Source organism: Streptomyces monashensis (assembly GCF_001866665.1).
Classification (GTDB): Bacteria; Actinomycetota; Actinomycetes; order Streptomycetales; family Streptomycetaceae; genus Streptomyces; species Streptomyces monashensis.
The window spans coordinates 184,565-201,511 of sequence record NZ_MLYO01000041.1; the positions used below are offsets into that span (position 1 = coordinate 184,565).

Below are 16,947 nucleotides of genomic sequence, written 5' to 3' on the forward strand. Positions count from 1 at the left end.
CAGGTGAGCAATCGTTTTCCTGAGCGAGAAGTAGAGGACAGCTGCCTCTCATGGTCAAGGGTTGCGGCAGGAGTTTCTCCGGCTTGCGCAGGGGGTGGCATGGAGCTGTCGCGCCTGTCACGATGGACGGCGTCGTCGCCGTCGAGGAAAAGGTTTGCTCGTGACCGCTCCCGCTGGTGCTCCAGGCTCCCCTCCCGCCGGCCGGGCCAGGCTCGCCGACGTCGCCGCGCTCGCCGGCGTCAGCGTGGGCACGGCCTCCAAGGCGCTGAGCGGCGCCGGCCGGATGCGCCCGGAGACCCGCCGGCGCGTGCTGGACGCGGTGGAGACCCTCGGCTTCCGCCCCAACCAGCACGCCCAGAGCCTGCACAGCGGCCGCAGCTGGACCGTCGGCCTGATGACCACCGACGGCATCGGCCGCTTCAGCACGCCGGTCCTCCTCGGCGCCGAGGACGCCCTCGGCGCCGGCAAGATCTCGGTCCTGCTGTGCGACACACGCGGCGACTCCATCCGCGAGCAGCACCACCTGCGCAACCTCATGGACCGCCGCGTCGACGGCATCATCGTCACCGGCCGCCGCACCGACCCGCGCCCGCCGCTGACGGGTATCACGGGCCTGGAGTCGGTCCCCGTGGTCTACGCGCTCTCACCGTCCACCGACCCCGGCGACATGTCCGTCGTCACGGACGACAAGGGCGGCGCCGGGCTGGCCGCGGAACACCTGCTGGCCACCGGCCGCACCCGCATCGCCCACATCACCGGTCCCGAGCATCACGCGGCCGCCCGCGACCGGGCCCGCCACGCCGTGGAGCACCTCGAACAGGCGGGTCTCGCACTGTCCACCGGCCGGGTCCACTTCGGCGAGTGGAGCGAGGCATGGGGGCGCCGTGCAGCCGACGCGGTGCTGCGTACGGCCCCCGACACGGACGCCGTCTTCTGCGGCAACGACCAGATCGCCCGCGGAGTCACCGACGCGCTGCGCGAACGTGGCATCGGCGCCCCCGGTGACATCGCTGTCGTCGGCTACGACAACTGGGACACCATGGCCCTGGCCAGCCGCCCCCCGCTCACCACGATCGACATGAACCTCGCGGAGATCGGACGGATCGCGGCCCTTCGGCTGCTCGAAGCGATCGACGCCGGGGAGGCGACACCCGGGGTGCGAACGGTGCCCTGCAGGCTGGTGGTGCGGGAGTCGACCTGACGACTCTCGCACCTGCCCCCCTTTCCCTTGCCGTACCGCCGACGTGGTGAGTCGCCGTGGCCGCTGCCTCACGTACGCCGGTCCCGGCGGCGCGCGCGTCGCGTCCTGACCGCTCGGGGCCGCGGCGTCGCCGCCGAGAACGCCGTGATCCCGGCGACGGGCCGCCCGGACCGGCAGGCGCGTGCCGACGAGTGGCGGCACTCGCCGGCTCGCCGAGTCCGGTGCGGGGTGCATCCCTTCTGCACGCACCAGCCCCTTTGCGCTTCGCTGTGACGTGAAGCAGAAGGGGTTTCGCCAGACTATGTCCTATTTAATCCCATACGTAATCAAAGCTCGGTACGTCATTGTTTAAACCGCTAAGGCGTCGCGTTCGATTCAGGTGACTCAATTCACCTACTACGCGTCTTAGTGGCCTAAGTCGCGCATAAATCCCCCAATTCCCGGACTCTCGCGCCGCGCCGGGGCGACGGAACAACGACGCGAGTTAGTGAAGTAGGGAATTGTCGATTTATTCCCGACGGGCTAACAATGTGCGCGCCGCAGTGCACCGCTGGACGAAATGTGGTGCAGCTTGCCGAGGGGAACCGGCAACTGCGGGTCATGCAAATTCTGGAAGAGGACCGCTCCATGCCCCGTCATGCCCGCAAGCACCCCTCCTCGGCACGCCGACGTATCGCCGTCACCGTCGGCACCCTCGCCATGGTCTCCGTCGCCGCACTGGGCACGGCCCAGGCCGCACCCGCCGATTCCGCCGCGGCCACCTACACCGTCCAGCCCGGCGACCACCTGGCGTCCATAGCCCGCGCGCAGCACGTACCCGGCGGCTGGCTCGCCATCGCGACGGCCAACCACCTCACCAGCCCCTACGCCCTCCAGCCGGGGCAGGTCCTCACCCTGCCCACCGGATCGACCCCCGCCGCGCAGCCGGCAACCCCCACGCAGCCGGCAACCGCCACGAAGGCTGCGTCCACCACGACCGCCGGCGGCCAGACGTACACCGACAACCTGGACGGCTGGATCAAGCACTCCCTGGCGATCATGGCCCAGAACGGCATCCCCGGCAGCTACAACGGGATCTACCGCAACGTGATGCGGGAATCCTCCGGCAAGCCCAACGCCATCAACCTCTGGGACTCCAACGCCGCCGCCGGCACGCCCTCCATCGGCCTGCTCCAGGTGATTCAGCCCACCTTCAGCGCTTACCACGTGCCGGGTACGTCGACGAATATCTACGACCCCGTCGCCAACATCACCGCCGCGTGCAACTACGCCTTCCACCGGTACGGTTCCATCGACAACGTCAACGGACCCTACTGACCGGGAATCACCGCTCCAGGGCAGTCCTCGAGCTCGCGGTCACGGCGACGCTTGATCGCCGTGGCCGCGAGTTGCACCGGCAAAGAAGGCGGTCAGACCGACGCCAACGACGGGCTCCGGTGCCGCCTCGTGCGAAAGTCCCGTCCGGCTGTCCTGTGCCTCGGATGTGTTGGACCATCAGCCGAGGTGGTTCGCGCGTCCCTCGTCGTCGAGTTCCGAGGGACCCTCAGGGATGATGCAGAACTCATTGCCCTCGGGATCCGCCATCACCAGGAACTGCGGTCGGCGTACTGCTCCGGCCTGCGCCCGCCGACGGGACGCTCGGCTCCAACCCCGCGGCGGTGGGCCCGCTGTTGGCCCCGGGCGGGAGGGCGCCGAGGAGGCGATGGCCGAGCTGCGCGACGTACTGCGCTCCGTCTCCCCGTCGATCCTCGCCGACCGGGGCCTTGTCGGCGCGGTCTCGGCGGCCGCCGCCCGCTGGGCGATACCCGCCACCGTGGAACTCGGCGAGCTCGGCGATGTACCGGCGAAGGTCGAGGTCGCCGTGTACTTCGCCATCACCGAGGCACTCACCAACGCGGCCAAGCACAGCCACGCCGGTTCCGCGTCGGTCATCTTGACCAGGGTCGGCGGCACGGTCCGCGCGAAGATCTCCGACGACGGCCGAGGCGGGGCGGCCGAGGGCGGCGGCACCGGGGTGCGCGGCACGTCCCGGGCTTCTCCGGGGTGACCGAGGGCACGTTGCCGGCGGAGGCGGGCGAGGGCTGCTGGGAGTTGCCTGCCCGAGGCGACGTCGTGCCGGTGGTGCCGGTGGGGGAGGTGTCGGGCTGCGCGGCGGAGGCGTTGGTGCCGAGGGCTGCGGTGACGGCGAAGGCGCAGGCCAGGGTTGCTGCGACGCGGGCCGGGCGGCGCGTCATGGTGTCGGTTCTCAGGATGACGGGCTGCAGGTGGAGTCCGGGGCTCGCAGGTTCGGGGATTGAGGATCGGGATCGGTGGGTCAGGGAGTCAGGACGACCTTGCCGGTGACGGTTCCGGACTCCGCCAGGCGCAGGGCCTCGGCTGCCCTGGCGAGCGGCAGTTGGGCGGCGACGGGGGCGGTGATGTCGCCGCGGCTCAGAGCGGTGAACACCTCGGTGAGGTCGGCATGCAGCCGTGCGCGGAAGCGATCCTTGTGGAGCTTCTGGCCGGCCCAGATGTTGTAGAAGTGGGCACGGCGGCCGTTGGGCAGGGTGTTCCAGAGCCAGATGCGAGCAAGGATCTTGAGGACCGGCAACTGCTTGGAACCGCTGTCGTCACGGGTGGAGGCGCTGCCGTACGAGACCAGGGTGCCGCCGGGGGCGAGCAGGTGCCAGGAGTCGATGACACTGCGCCCGCCGACGTGATCGAAGACGGCGTCCACTCCGCCGGGGGCCAGCTCACGGACCCGGGCCGGCACGTTCGCCGTACGGTAGTCGACCGGGGCGACGCCGAGGTCCCGCAGCACGTCGTGATGGCGGGCGGAGGCCGTACCGATCACCTTCACACCGGCTGCGCGGGCGAGTTGGACCAGGATCAGGCCCACGCCGCCGCCAGCCCCGTGCACCAGGACGGTCTGCCCGGCGCGCACGCGGGCCGTGCCGTGCAGCATCTGCCAGGCGGTGATGCCGTTGACCACGACGGTCTCGGCCTCGCTGGCGGTCAGCCCCTCGGGGACCTCGACGGCGTCCCGCGCCTCGACGGTCACGTGGCTGGCCCAGCCGCCGACCTTGACCAGCGCCGCCACACGTCGTCCGGTCAGGGCCGGGTCGACTCCCTGTCCGGTCGACAGCACCCGGCCCACCAGGTCGTAGCCGGGCACGAACGGGAACGGGGGCTGGTCGTAGTACCGCCCGCGGCGCATCTGCTGCTCGGCGAAGGAGACGCCGGTCGCCTCCATGGCGATCACGATCTGTCCCGGGCCGGGGTCCGGGACCGCCGCGCGGCGGATTTGCAGGCCTTCCGGCTCCACGATGCCCGGCAGAACGACTTCGACGAAGGGGTGGTTGCTCATGACCACCCTCCTTTTCTCTAGTGGGTGTCGCGTTCGTTAGAAGTTCTAACACAATGCCGTGCGATGGTCAATCGCAACCGTGATACCTTCTAACTCATACGGGCGGGGAGAGCGGCGGAGCGGGATCGCCCCACCGCGAGCGCCGCTCACGGAGCCGACCCGCCCCTTCCGCTGCGGTGCTCCGGTCAACCGGCGTTGTTCTCCTCGAGGAGCGAGGCGAGGCCGTCGAGGAGGCGCTGGAGGCGCTGGAGGCCGAACTCGAAGACGGAGTCGGGGTCGGGGTCGTAACGGTTGCGGCGAGGCGGGAGAGTGCCGGGAAGCGGCCGGCGCCAGTTCACCCGGCGCCCTCTGGTCGGCTCGGCATTCGCCTGCGTGACCTCTCCGTGCGGCAGATGACCCGCCGGCCGATGCGGGACCTGCTCGCCGCACAGTTCGCCAAGGCCGGGGACATCGCACTGCCGGACCACCGGCTCGCCGCGGACATACGGTGAGCGGTCTCAGCCACAAAGAGGCATGTGACGGCCAGGCGCGGCCGGGTCGCCATTGTCCTGACTCGGGGTCAGTGGCGCGCGTCGCCGCGGACGGCGCATTCGCCACCCGTCCCCCCGGAGTCGGTCACGGTCCGCGCACCGGCCGCCGCGTCGACGGCGGCGGTGCGCACGCTGTTCGAGGCCAAGGACCGGCTGGTCGCAGAGGTGCGCGACCGGGCCCGCATGGGCGTGATGCGCCAGGATCCGCAGCCGTTCTGCCGGGTCCGTGACCGCGTCGGGTGTCGACTGCACCGCCGTGGTCTGACGCTGTTCCCAACACTCCAGCGCCGCCTCCGGCAAGGACTGCCGGACTTCGAACAGCCAGCAGAAGCTGGACTTGGACGCGCCGAGCCTGGCTGCGACGGGCTCGACCGCGACGGCTGCCGGGCCGCTGTCGGCGAGCACCGCGAAAGCGGCTTCGGCCCAGTCGACATGGCTGAAGCGGGCGGTACCCCCGGCAGATTGCCGCTGCCCCGGCACGGTCTGGACGGCAGTGCACGGGGTCGCCCACGACGAACTCCGCGTCAAGAACCACAGGCAGATGTGTGTCCGGCCTGTGAACAGCACCCCTCTTGAGGCATGGCGACCGCGACGGTCTCCATTCGGCAGAAGCAGGACGTCTCGATCGGCACGTCCGCCAGCGCGGCGGCGATCTTCAGCTGCTGTGCCACGATCTGCGCCTCGCCCGCCTTGCCGAGCCGTACGAGGCACTCGTGGAGGCCGTGCAACGCCCAGACGTTTCCCGGGTGTTGCTGTGCGCGCGGCAGTGTGTCGTCGAGTCCGAGATCGGCCCGGTAGACGGCCTCGGCCTCCGCCACCAGGCCCTGTTCGAGGAGCAGCGCGCCGTATGCGTGCCGGGTGGGCTGCATCCATCCCCACGGTTCGTCGTACGGAAGGCCGTCGTCCAGCTCGATCGACCGGCGCAGGGCGGTGAACGCGGCCTCGTGGTTCCCCTTGCGGTAGTCCAGCTCTCCGTCCAGCATGTGCCCGGCGATCGCCAGGATGTCCGCACAGGTGTTGTTGAACAGCATCCGGGTCTCCGGGACCCGGGCGGCGGCCTCGCGGAAGAGCTCACGTTCCGCGTCGGCTTCCTCGATCCGGTTCAACGCCGAGAACGCGACCCCGCGTGCGTAGCGCAGCATTGCCGTGGTCACGCAGTACAACTGCGGGTCGGCGGGCATCGGCAGGGCCAGGATGTCGTGCCAGCGGCCGAACCGGATGAGTACGTGCACCCGCATCGCGAGGAAGCCCTCCAGCCAGTCCGCCATGGGCGGGCTGTCCAGGCGCAACAGCGCCTCGGGCACGGCCGCTTCGAGCCGGTCCGCCGTCTCGAGCGCGTCCTGGAAGCGACCGAGGAACATCGCCCCGTAGATCTTGAAGTGGTAGTTGTGGCACCGGTACAGGGTGTAGAAGTTCATCGCCCCGGCCCTGCCGTGGAACTTCTCGTCGGCTGCGATCGCCTCCGTGTTGTCGGAGATCACCCGGCGATAGTCGCCGCAGAGCACTTCCAGGTGCGAGGGCATGTGCTGGAGATGGCCCGCGTCCGGCACCAGACCGCGCAGCCGGTCGCCCACGGGCAGGGCCGCCTCGGGCGTCGGGGACATCTCCATCAGGTGGATGTACAGGTGAAGGAGGCCCGGGTGCCGGGGGCCCGCCTCCGTGGCGATCGCCCGCTCCAGTACCGCCCTGGCCTCGACGGTGCGCGCGCCCGGGGCCGGTGTGCCCGTGCGGATGTCCCACAGCCGCCAGGGCGTGAGGTTCATCAGGGCATCGGCGTACAGGGTGGCCACGTCGAGGTCGTCGGCCGCCATCCGATGGACGGCCCGCATGCTGTCGGCGTACGCGGCGTTCCACACGGAACAGTCTTCGGTGTTTGGGGCCTGGGCCTGTGGATAGCGGGCACGCAGCGCACCGATGAGGGCCTGCTCGACCGGGGTGGCGCCGACGGCCTTCGCCTGTGCGCGCCGTACGGCGGCATGCGCACGCTCCACCGTCAGTCCCAGGTCCTGTGCGTCGAAGAACTCCCACGGTTTGTTGTAGTTGGGGCCGAGCGCGTAGGCCAGGCCCCACTCGGCCATGGCGCAGTCGGGATCCGCCGCGGCGGCGGCCTCGAAACAGCGGACGGCCTCTTCGTGGTTGAAGGCGTACGTCCAGTTCAGTCCGCGGTCGAACCACGTCTGGGCCTGGGGGGACGACGTCGTCACACGCCGGCCGTGGCTGCCGAGGTCGTAGTAGCGCATACGAACTCCTCAAGGCTGACGGCCACCGTCCCGGTCGCTGGGAGGGTGCGACGGTGACCAGGGAGACGACCCTACGTCGAACCCCGGGGCTCAGCGGCCCGCTGCCTGACGGCTCGGTGCCACGTAGTGGATTCGCGCCGATGATTGATCGTTTCTATGACACATCGGGCTATCGTTTCAGCAGATCATGATCGAATGTCAGCTGAGGTCGGCACGGTGAAGCGATGGATGGGCCGGGGAACCTGGTACCGGCCGGTGACGGGGATGCTCGCGGGCACGGCCGCGGCCGTCCTGACGGTCGGCGGATGCGGCGCGAGCGGCGACGGATCCGGTCATGCGCGGCTACCCGCGCAACGTGCCAGGCCGACGGGCGCCCCCGGCAGCACAGCCGGATCTGCCCGCACCGCGGCCGCCTGGCACAGGTGGGGCCTGACTCCGCTGCCGGATGCTCCGTGGCCCCCGGCCGACAAACCGGTGAAACTCACCGCCACCGGAACCGTTCCGGTCCTCACCCACGTACCGACCACGCAGAAGGTCGTCTTCATCACCATCGACGACGGACAGGAAAAGGACCCCGCCTTCATCGAGATGATGCGGGACCTGAACATCCCGATCACGATGTTCCTGATGAACGACGCCATCAAGTCGGACTACGCGTACTTCACATCGCTTCAGGCGCTGGGCAACCACATCCAGAACCACACCCTGCACCATCCGGTCATGAGCTCCGCCCCTCTGGCCCACCAGAAGGACGAGGTGTGCGGCGACCAGAAAATCCTCACCGAGGAGTACGGCACCGCTCCGCTGCTGTTCCGCCCGCCCTACGGCGCCTACGACGAGAACACCAGGACAGCGGTCGGGGAGTGCGGACCCCGTGCGATCGTGTGGTGGCGCGAATCCATGCAGATCCGCGACATGCAGTACCAGGACGCGGACAACAAGCTGCGCGCCGGTGACATCATCCTCGCGCACTTCCGCGGGCCCGGTGAGCTCAAGGGCACCACGATGACGCGGATGTTCGGCCACCTGCTCAGACGCATCCAGGAGCAGGGATTCGCCGTGGCGCGCCTGGAGGACTACATCCAGCCACCGGGACGCCGGCAGCGGGCCGCCCGCAGCTCATCGACCGCGTTGCGGGCGCCTTTCGGGCCCTGAGCGGGCGAGCGACGTCCGCCGATCGTTCCGTAGGCGAGAATGACGTGCCTCTCTCCGTCCATCAAATAACAGACAGCCGGACCGGGTCGGCTTGCGAGAGGCTACCGGTGGTGACTGTCGGCGGTGTCGACGAGGGCTTCGGCGACGGCACCGGGGAGCCAGTCGGTGGTGTGGGAGAAGGAGAAGCCCAGTTCTTTGGCGCGGGCGTTGCTCATGGCGTAGTGGCGGTCGAGGGAGAACGGCGAGGCATGCTCGCCCGCGGCGGCGCGCCGGTACACGGCCTTTCTGCCGGCCTGCGCGGAGATGACGGCACCCAGGTCGTGTACGTCGAGTGGGCCGTCGGAGCAGGCGTTGATCGGACCGGTGACGTCGGTGAGCGTGGCCGCCCACAGCAGCAGGTCGGCCAGCTCCTCGTGGTGGATGAAGACCGTGGGCAGGGTCTCGGCATGCACCGTGATCTGCGTGCCCTGGGTGATGTGCTCGACGTGGTGCGCCAGCCGGCCGGTGAACTCCGCCGCGCCGCCACCGAGTACGTGGGCGCTGCGAACGGCGGCGAAGCCGAACCCGCGATGGCGGGCGAAGACGGCCTCCGCCTGGCGCTTGCCTTCGGCGTAGTGCGCCTCCCGGTACGCCGCGTCGTGCCACGGCCGGTCCATGGCCACCCGCCACGTGGACGCGTCCACGACCTCCTCCGGCACCGGGGTGCCGGGCGGAACGGTCCGCAAGTCGGCGGTCGCCGGGTCGTAGACCTCGATGGTGGAGGTCATGACGTAGCGCCGGGTGCGGCCGCTGAAGGCGCGGGCGGCGATCGCGGCCTGCACGGGCGTGTAGCAGACCTGGTCGACGACCACGTCGAAGGTGCGCGAGCCGAGGGCGGCGATCAGGGCGGCCTCGTCGTCGCGGTCGACGACGAGGTGCTCGGCCCCGGCAGGCGGCGGAGCGGAGCCACGATTGATCACCGTGACCTGGTGGCCGCCCGCCAGCAGGCGCTCGACCAGGAGCTTTCCGAAGTACCGACTTCCGCCGATGACGCTGATCCTTTGCATGCCACCATCCTGGACATCTACCGTCATCAGCAGAAGTGCCCACCTACTGGAAACGTGTTAAGGAATACTGTTGATCGACGTGCAGCGGTTGCGTGTCCTGCGAGCGGTGGCGGAGCTGGGCAGCTTCAACCGGGCGGCGGCAGTCCTCCACCTCACCCCCTCGGCCGTGTCCCAGCACGTCGCCGCGCTGGAGCGCAGCCTTGGCGCCCAGGTCGTGGCGCGTAGTACGCGCGGCGTCACGCTCACCCCGGCCGGCCGGATCATGGTCGGGGCCGCCGAGTCGGTCGCCGCGGAGCTCGAACACGCCAAACAGCAGATCGACCGACTCGGCAGCGGCCGCACTCAGCTCACCATCGCCACCTTCACCAGCGGCGGCAGGCTCCTGCTGCCCGGCGCACTCGCCCGCCTCACCGCCGCTCATCCCGAGACCGTGGTCCACGTCAGGGAGAGCGAGCCCGAAGAGAGCCTGCCCCTGGTCCGCCAGGGCGCCGTGGACCTCGCCCTCGCCTACCACTTCGACGGCCCGCTGCCCGGCCGGCAGGGCCCGAACTCCAGCCTGGCGTGGACCGAACTGATGGAAGACCCCCTGTACGTCGCCCTGCCCGACGCCCATCCCCTGGCCGACCGCGAGACGATCGACATCGCCGAGCTGGCGGCCGAGCCCTGGGTGCTGGGCTGCCTCAAGACCGAGACGTACCTGCGCCGTTACGCCGAACGTGCCGGCTTCGCCCCGGAGGTGCGCGGTACGACGACGGACTACTTCTTCGCCCGCTCGCTCGTCGCCGCGGGACTGGGAGTCTCGCTGATCCCCTCCCTCGCGCAGACCCCGCACGTGGCAGGAGTGCGCACCATCCCGATCGCGCCGCCGACGCCGACCCGGCACATCGGCGTCGCCACGCTCCTCCGCCGCAACCACGCCCAGGTCAGGACAGTGATACGGGCCCTCCAGGGACAGGCCGCAGCGCAGGACGACACCTGACCCGCACGGCACGATCTGGTGCCGTGCCCCACTGCCGGTCCGCGGGGCGGAGTTCGGGGATCGTGCCGTCCGCGAACCGGGTGGGCATGCGCGGTGCGAGCAGGGACCGACGCCGCGCTCCGTCGTACGCCGTGTCAGTCACCGTCGTTCACGGTGGTGAGCTTTTCGACGACGGTCTCGTCCGGACCGACCGGGCGTCCGTCGTCGGCATGGATCTTCAGAGGGCTCAACGGGCGTCCGTTACGTCGGTCGAGGAGTCGCGAGTGGGCCTCCCCGGGGTGGAAGCAGTGTGTCTCGCCCCACTGGCGCAGTGCCACGACGACGGGGAAGAGTGCCTGGCCCTTGTCCGTGAGCACGTACTCCTGGTACGGGCTGCCGTCGGAGGCGGGTGCGGTTGTCATCACCCCGGCCTCCTCCAGCGTGCGCAGCCGGCTGGTGAGGATGTTCTTGGCGATGCCCAGGCTCCGCTGGAACTGGCCGAAGCGGCGACTGCCGTCGAACGCGTCGCGCACGATCAGCAACGACCACCAGTCGCCGATGGCGTCGATCGACCGGGCGACGGGACACGGGTCCGCGTCGAAACGTGTACGGGTGACCATCCCACTCTCCTTCTCGGCACCACCCCTGGTTGCAACATGCTACCTCGCCGCCTAGGCTCGGGTTGGTAGCAAGTTGCAACCAGTGTGTGAGGGGGCACTCTATGCCGAGCGACTGCTCGACGGCCGGCGGCCGGACGGCCGTGAACACCGCACTCGCACCGCCCGGGCCGCCGTCCGCGCGCCTGACCCTGCTCTTCGCCGTCGCCTGCGGTAGCGCGGTGGCGAACGTCTACTTCGCCCAACCCCTCCTGGTCACGCTCGGAGAGCGGTTCTCGCTCGGCTCCGGCCTGCTCGGCGCCATCGTCACCGTCACCCAACTCGGATACGCCGCAGGCCTGTTCCTGCTCGTCCCGCTCGGTGACCGCATGGACCGGCGCAGGCTGATCACGCTCCAACTCGGCCTGCTCGCCGTCGCGTTGCTGGCTGTCGCCCTGGCGCCCGGCATCACGGCGCTGCTCGCCGCCCTCGCGGCGGTGGGAGCGCTCGCCGTCGTCGCCCAGACCATGGTGGCCGCGGCGGCCCATCTCGCCGCTCCGTCCTTTCGGGGGCGGGTCGTCGGAGCGGTCACCAGCGGCGTCATCACCGGCGTTCTGCTGGCCCGCACCGTGGCGGGCATCGTGGCCGACCTGGCCGGATGGCGTGCCGTCTACCTCTGCTCGGCTGCGCTGACCGCGATACTCGCCGTGCTCCTGCGCCGCGCCCTGCCTGCCGACCGGCCGCCGGTGGCGGTCATGCCGTACCGACGCCTGCTGACATCGACCGTCGCCCTGTTCGCCCGCCACCCTCTGCTCCGGGTCCGCGGTGGGCTGGCCCTGCTGGTCTTCGCGGCCTTCAGCACGCTGTGGAGCAGCGTCGTCCAGCCGCTCAGCAGCCCGCCCTGGTCGCTGACGCACACCGCGATCGGTGCCTTCGGGCTCGCCGGAGCGGCCGGAGCCGCGGCCGCCGGTGCCGCCGGTCGATGGAACGACCGCGGACTCGCGCAGCGGACCACGGGCACCGCGCTGGTCCTGCTCGCCGTGTCGTGGCTGCCGCTGGCGTTCACCCGGCAGTCACTGTGGGCGCTGGCCGTCGGAACCGTCCTCCTCGACTTCGCCGTCCAGGCCGTGCACGTGACCAACCAGTCCCTCGTCTACGCCGTACACCCGGACGCGGGAAGCAGGATCATCGGCGGCTACATGGTCTTCTACTCGGCGGGCAGTGCCCTCGGCGCCATCGGCTCCTCCCTGGCGTACGCGACGACGGGGTGGCCAGGGGTGTCCGCCCTGGGGGCGGCGTTCAGTTGCGCCGCGCTGCTGCTGTGGGCGATGACCCGGTGCGTCGGGAGCGACGGGCGCGAGTGAGCAGGGTGCGGCGGCGGTCAGTCCGACAACTGGCCGTCGTGCAGAATCCGCTGGAACAGACGGTGGTCCCGCCACTCCCCGTTGATGTGCAGATAGCGCGGAGCCATGCCGATCGGTTCGAAACCGTTCTTCTCCAGCACACGTTGCGAGGGGCCGTTGTCGAGGAGCGTGCCGGCCTCGACGCGGTGCAGGCCGATGATGTCGCGGGCCGTGCGGCAGACGCTCGCCACCGCCGCGCCGGCCAGTCCCCGGTTCTGCCGGCCGGCGGCCACCCAGTACCCCAGGGACGCGCTTCGAAAGGGCCCGAAGACCAGGCTCGTGAGGGTCACCGCGCCGACGATCGAGCCGTCGCTCTCCAACACCCAGGGTACGAGGCGGTGTTCAGCGAACTCCCGCAAACGCTCGGCCGTGCGCTCGGCCTGCCCCGCGACGGTGAAGAAGCTGTCCGGACGGTGAGGTTCCCAAGGAGCCAGATACTCCCGGTTCGCCACGTACGCGGCGTGCAGTGCTTCCGCGTCGTCGACGGAGACGATCCGCAACACGACACCGTCCGGCAGTACTTCAGGAGGAATGATCACCTCGGCACTCTAGTACCGCGATCTCGCGTCGTGCCGTCTCAGCAGCCGGTATCGGCGATGACGAAGTAGCCCGGGGAGGTCTCCTCCAGCGTGTGGGTGACGGCGACGTTGTAGAGGCCCATGTTCTGGCCGGAGCCGTCGGCGTAGGTGTATCCGCCGCTCTGGTGGGCGCGGCCGGCCGCCACCTGGTTGTAGTTGTTGTCGGTGTAGCACGGGGGCGCGGCACCGGTCGTGGTCGCCGTGACCGGCGGCGAGGAACTGCCCACGACGCCGGCGGAGTCGACCGCCGCGACCGTGTACCGGTAGGAGGTCCCGGCCGACAGGCCGGTGTCGGTGTACGAAGTACCCGTCACCGAACCGGCCTTGGTTCCGTCGCGGTAGACGTCGTACGAGGCGGCACCGCTGACGGCGTTCCAGGACAGCGACGCACCCGTGTCGGTGGTGCCGGTGACCGTCACCCCGGACGGCGCCGGCAGCGAGCCGCTGCCCGAGCCGCCGCCGGAGCCGTCCAGACCCCAGAACTTCGCCGTGTAGTAGCTGGAGCAGAGGGAGTTGAGGTAGTACGTCCCCGTGGTGCCGCACTGGTCGGCGCCCGAGCCGGGGTTGACGGCCAGGCCGTGGGCCATGCCGGAGACCGAGAAGAGAGCCACCGCGGGTCGGCCGGTGGAGTCGTCGTAGATGCTCTCGGTGGTGCCGCCGGCCAGGCTCTGGGTGCTGGAGGCCGTCTGTCCGACGTCCCAGACGTCGGTCCACTGATCGCGCAGCTCGGTGCCGTTCACCGGGGCGACGGTGGTGTCGGAGGTGCCCTGCCAGATCGCCACCCGCGGCCACGGTCCGGCGTATCCCGGACGGGAGTTGCGGACCTTGTCGCCCCACTGCCGAGGCGTGAGGTTCTGGTTGCTGTACTGACAGGCGGAGGCGGCGCTCTGCGTGGTGGCGCACTGGGCGGCGAGCCCGGAGTCGACGGCGCCGCCGGCGAACAGGTCGGGGTAGTCCGCCAGCAGATCGGCGGTCATGCCGCCGCCGGCGGACAGGCCGGTGACGAAGACGCGGCCGCGGTCCGAGCCGTACTGTGTGACGGCGGTGTCGACCATCTGCTCGACCGAGGCCGCCTCGCCGTTGCCACGGGTGTCCTTCGTGGAGTCGAACCAGCTGAAGCAGGACAGGCTGTTGTTGGCCGTGCTGGTCTGCGGGTAGACCACGGCGAAGCCCCACTCGTCGGCGAACTTCTGCCAGCCGGAGTGCGTGTGGTAGTCGCTCGCCGACTGGGTGCAGCCGTGCAGGGCCACGACCAGCGGGGCGTTCGCGGGGAGGTTCGCCGGCGCGTACTCGTACATCGCCAGGTTGCCGGGGTTGGAACCGAAGCCCGTGACCTGTTGGAAGGTGCCCGAGGCCGCGGCGGCCGGGGCGGCAGGCACGAGGGGGGTGACCAGACTCAGGCCCGCGGTGAAGGCACCGATCACGGCGGTCGCTGCGCTGCGCCTGAAGAGTCTGCGCGCGGTGGAGGAAGGCATGGGGCGGCTCCGACAGGTGGGGGAGAGGGCGATGTTGCACACCGGCTTGCTGGATGCGGACCGTACGACCGGAGACGGGACCGCGATATGTGAAGAGCGGCCAGAAAAGAGGCAGTTGAGGTAGGTAGCGCACACATGGCGTCCAAGGGGCCGCCGTGACATGTGCAGGGCTGGTGCCGCCGAGGCCGGTCGTGCGTGTCGGGCACGGACGGACGCGACCGTCCGCCTGTCGCCATGTGGTGCCACATGGCTTCAGCACCTATCTCTTGGGGAGAAAATATGGCGCCGACCCACGTGTCTTGCCTACGGACTCGTCCCTACCGTGTTCCGCCATGGACCGCACCGGGAGCCCCCACTGACAGGCCGTCATCCCAACGACCGAACTCCCCGGCCCGGCCGATCCGCTCCCTGTCCCACTCCGAAACGGTGAAACAACCATGCCCAGCGCTCACACCGCCGTGAACGAACCAGGCGCCTCCGGAAGGCCGGGCGGTCTCCGCAAGATCGTCGCCGCCAGCCTGATCGGCACCACCATCGAGTGGTACGACTACTTCCTCTACGGCTCGGCCGCAGCCCTGGTCTTCGGCCGGGTGTTCTTCCCCGATTCGGATCCGCTCACCGGCACACTGCTCTCCTTCCTGACCTACGCCATCGGTTTCGCGGCGCGCCCGGTCGGCGCCGTGGTCTTCGGGCACTTCGGCGACCGACTCGGGCGGAAGAAGCTGCTGGTGGTCAGCCTGCTGATGATGGGCGGCTCCACCGCTCTGATCGGCTGCGTCCCCGGCTACGACACCATCGGCGTCGCGGCACCCCTTCTGCTCACCACCCTCCGGCTGATCCAGGGCTTCGCCCTCGGCGGCGAGTGGGGCGGCGCCGTACTGCTCGTGTCCGAACACGGCGACCCCCGGCGGCGCGGGTTCTGGGCCTCCTGGCCGCAGGGCGGCGCACCGGCCGGCAACCTGCTCGCCGTCGGGGTCCTCTCCCTGATGACCAGCGTGCTGAGCGACGACGCGTTCACCTCCTGGGGCTGGCGCGTGCCGTTCCTGCTCTCGGCCCTGCTCGTCATGATCGGCCTGTGGATCCGGCTCTCCGTCGACGAGTCCCCGCTGTTCGAAGAAGCACTGGCCAAGGCCGAGCGGCGCAAGGCCGAACAGGGCGCCGAGCAGCCGCCGTTCGTCGCGGTCGTACGCAACCACTGGCGCGACATCCTGGTCGCGATGGGCGCCCGGATGGCCGAGAACATCTCCTACTACGTGATCACCGCCTTCGTCCTCACCTACTGCGTCGAGCACCTCAAGATCGGCAAACAGACGTCCCTGAACGCCGTCCTGATCGGCTCGGCCGTGCAGTTCTGCCTGATCCCGCTGTTCGGCGCACTCTCCGACCGGGTCGGCCGCAGGCCCGTGTACCTGGTGGGTGCCGTCGGCGTGGGCCTGTGGTCCTGGGCCTTCTTCGGTCTGCTGGACACCCGCTCCTTCCCCGCGCTCGTGCTCGCCGTCACGGTCGGCCTGGTGTTCCACAGCGCCATGTACGCCCCACAGGCGGCGTTCTTCTCCGAGCTGTTCGCCACCCGGATGCGGTACACCGGCGCGTCCATCGGCGCCCAGCTCTCCTCCGTGGCGGCCGGCGCCCCGGCCCCGCTGATCGCCACCGCCCTGCTCGGCTCCTACGGCACCTCCACCCCGATCTCGGTGTACGTCGGCCTGGCCGCCCTCATCACCGTGATCGCCGTCGTCGCCTCCCGCGAGACCCGCGGCAGCGACCTGGCGGCCATCGAGCCGGACGGTACCACCGCTCGACCCGCCCCGGACCAGCAGACGGCAGCCTCCGCCTGAGCCGTGAGGCGGCGGCACCGACCAGAGGGACCGGGGCACCGGACCGCTCCGGCCACGGGACCCGGTCCCTCACCCGAGCCGCCTGCTCGAGCCCCTCGCCGCGCGTCGGCACGGATCCCCTGTGCACACCCCCCACACGCGGTCCGGTCGGCGTTCGTCCCCTGGTGTCCGCGGCCGCCCGTGCCGTGCCGGGGTGGGGTCGACGGGAGGGGCGGCGGAGCGCCGGACGCGTACCAGGTCATGCTGGATGCCGAGTTGAGCAAGCGTTCGACGTGTGGTCCGGCTGTCCGGACGCCGACACCGGCGACGATCCTGAGGTCCGCGCCCGACTGCGCTCCACGTGGGAACGGGCCCGTGCGGCGGCCGCCGAGAGCGATCCCGTGTCCGCGCGTGCCGCGGTCACGGACATGTACGACGACGCCCGGGAAACGCGCCTTCTCCGGGCTCCCGCACTGCCCCGCCCCTGGGAGGCGGACGAGCAGGTGCGTGACCAGGCCAAGGACGAGCTGGTCAACGTCCTTCTTCTGCGTGTGCGCGACGCCCGTGAACGAGAACGCCTGAAGGCGATCGAGCCCTGAGGGCCG

Annotated in this window: 15 protein-coding genes; 8 read left to right on the plus strand and 7 right to left on the minus strand. The window is 70.3% G+C overall.

What is annotated here, in order from left to right:
* Window positions 1–160: 160 nt before the first annotated feature.
* The 3 genes from BIV23_RS25400 (at window position 161) to BIV23_RS25410 (ending at window position 3,248) form a co-directional block, all read left to right on the plus strand.
* Complete coding sequence (locus BIV23_RS25400) at window positions 161–1,201, plus strand: LacI family DNA-binding transcriptional regulator (protein WP_079173360.1); 1,041 nt, start codon at window positions 161–163, stop codon at window positions 1,199–1,201.
* A 627-nt stretch (window positions 1,202–1,828) separates the two neighbouring features.
* Window positions 1,829–2,518 carry a LysM peptidoglycan-binding domain-containing protein gene (locus BIV23_RS25405; RefSeq protein ID WP_071383259.1) on the plus strand — a complete coding sequence of 230 codons (690 nt, stop codon included), beginning with the start codon at window positions 1,829–1,831 and terminating at the stop codon, window positions 2,516–2,518.
* A 385-nt stretch (window positions 2,519–2,903) separates the two neighbouring features.
* Entirely contained in the window at window positions 2,904–3,248 is a 345-nt protein-coding gene (locus BIV23_RS25410; protein WP_071383260.1) for an ATP-binding protein, read from the plus strand.
* Between the two features lie 267 nt (window positions 3,249–3,515).
* On the opposite strand, the gene BIV23_RS25415 is transcribed toward BIV23_RS25410, so the two are convergent.
* The 3 genes from BIV23_RS25415 to BIV23_RS25420 form a co-directional block, all read right to left on the minus strand.
* A complete protein-coding gene (locus tag BIV23_RS25415; protein ID WP_071383261.1) occupies window positions 3,516–4,547 on the minus strand; it encodes a medium chain dehydrogenase/reductase family protein in 1,032 nt (343 codons plus the stop codon).
* Window positions 4,548–4,732: 185 nt separating this feature from the next.
* On the minus strand, window positions 4,733–4,885 hold the full coding sequence (locus BIV23_RS50500; RefSeq protein ID WP_177240027.1) for a hypothetical protein: 153 nt from the start codon (window positions 4,883–4,885) through the stop codon (window positions 4,733–4,735).
* Window positions 4,886–5,601: 716 nt separating this feature from the next.
* Window positions 5,602–7,317 carry a hypothetical protein gene (locus BIV23_RS25420; RefSeq protein ID WP_071383262.1) on the minus strand — a complete coding sequence of 572 codons (1,716 nt, stop codon included), beginning with the start codon at window positions 7,315–7,317 and terminating at the stop codon, window positions 5,602–5,604.
* Window positions 7,318–7,512: 195 nt separating this feature from the next.
* Here BIV23_RS25420 and BIV23_RS25425 point away from each other — a divergent pair, with 195 nt between their 5' ends.
* Window positions 7,513–8,472 carry a polysaccharide deacetylase family protein gene (locus BIV23_RS25425; protein WP_245790632.1) on the plus strand — a complete coding sequence of 320 codons (960 nt, stop codon included), beginning with the start codon at window positions 7,513–7,515 and terminating at the stop codon, window positions 8,470–8,472.
* 101 nt (window positions 8,473–8,573) lie between these two features.
* Here the strand turns inward: BIV23_RS25425 and BIV23_RS25430 are convergent, their stop codons facing one another.
* On the minus strand, window positions 8,574–9,518 hold the full coding sequence (locus tag BIV23_RS25430) for an NAD-dependent epimerase/dehydratase family protein (RefSeq protein ID WP_071383263.1): 945 nt from the start codon (window positions 9,516–9,518) through the stop codon (window positions 8,574–8,576).
* Between the two features lie 70 nt (window positions 9,519–9,588).
* Here BIV23_RS25430 and BIV23_RS25435 point away from each other — a divergent pair, with 70 nt between their 5' ends.
* Window positions 9,589–10,497, plus strand: a complete 909-nt coding sequence (locus BIV23_RS25435) for a LysR family transcriptional regulator (RefSeq protein ID WP_071383264.1) — start codon at window positions 9,589–9,591, stop codon at window positions 10,495–10,497.
* 134 nt (window positions 10,498–10,631) lie between these two features.
* Here the strand turns inward: BIV23_RS25435 and BIV23_RS25440 are convergent, their stop codons facing one another.
* On the minus strand, window positions 10,632–11,096 hold the full coding sequence (locus BIV23_RS25440; RefSeq protein WP_071383265.1) for a winged helix-turn-helix transcriptional regulator: 465 nt from the start codon (window positions 11,094–11,096) through the stop codon (window positions 10,632–10,634).
* 101 nt (window positions 11,097–11,197) lie between these two features.
* On the opposite strand from BIV23_RS25440, the gene BIV23_RS25445 reads away from it, so the two are divergent.
* Complete coding sequence (locus BIV23_RS25445; RefSeq protein WP_071383266.1) at window positions 11,198–12,436, plus strand: MFS transporter; 1,239 nt, start codon at window positions 11,198–11,200, stop codon at window positions 12,434–12,436.
* A 17-nt stretch (window positions 12,437–12,453) separates the two neighbouring features.
* On the opposite strand, the gene BIV23_RS25450 is transcribed toward BIV23_RS25445, so the two are convergent.
* Both BIV23_RS25450 and BIV23_RS25455 read right to left on the minus strand, forming a co-directional pair.
* Entirely contained in the window at window positions 12,454–13,014 is a 561-nt protein-coding gene (locus tag BIV23_RS25450; protein ID WP_071383267.1) for a GNAT family N-acetyltransferase, read from the minus strand.
* A 38-nt stretch (window positions 13,015–13,052) separates the two neighbouring features.
* Entirely contained in the window at window positions 13,053–14,528 is a 1,476-nt protein-coding gene (locus tag BIV23_RS25455) for an extracellular catalytic domain type 1 short-chain-length polyhydroxyalkanoate depolymerase (protein WP_071383268.1), read from the minus strand.
* Window positions 14,529–14,965: 437 nt separating this feature from the next.
* On the opposite strand from BIV23_RS25455, the gene BIV23_RS25460 reads away from it, so the two are divergent.
* Together BIV23_RS25460 and BIV23_RS25465 are read left to right on the plus strand one after the other, a co-directional pair.
* The gene (locus tag BIV23_RS25460; protein ID WP_079173352.1) at window positions 14,966–16,363 is read left to right on the plus strand and encodes an MFS transporter; all 1,398 of its coding nucleotides are present in this window, start codon (window positions 14,966–14,968) and stop codon (window positions 16,361–16,363) included.
* A 272-nt stretch (window positions 16,364–16,635) separates the two neighbouring features.
* On the plus strand, window positions 16,636–16,941 hold the full coding sequence (locus tag BIV23_RS25465) for a hypothetical protein (RefSeq protein ID WP_071383269.1): 306 nt from the start codon (window positions 16,636–16,638) through the stop codon (window positions 16,939–16,941).
* The last annotated feature ends 6 nt before the right edge of the window (window positions 16,942–16,947 follow it).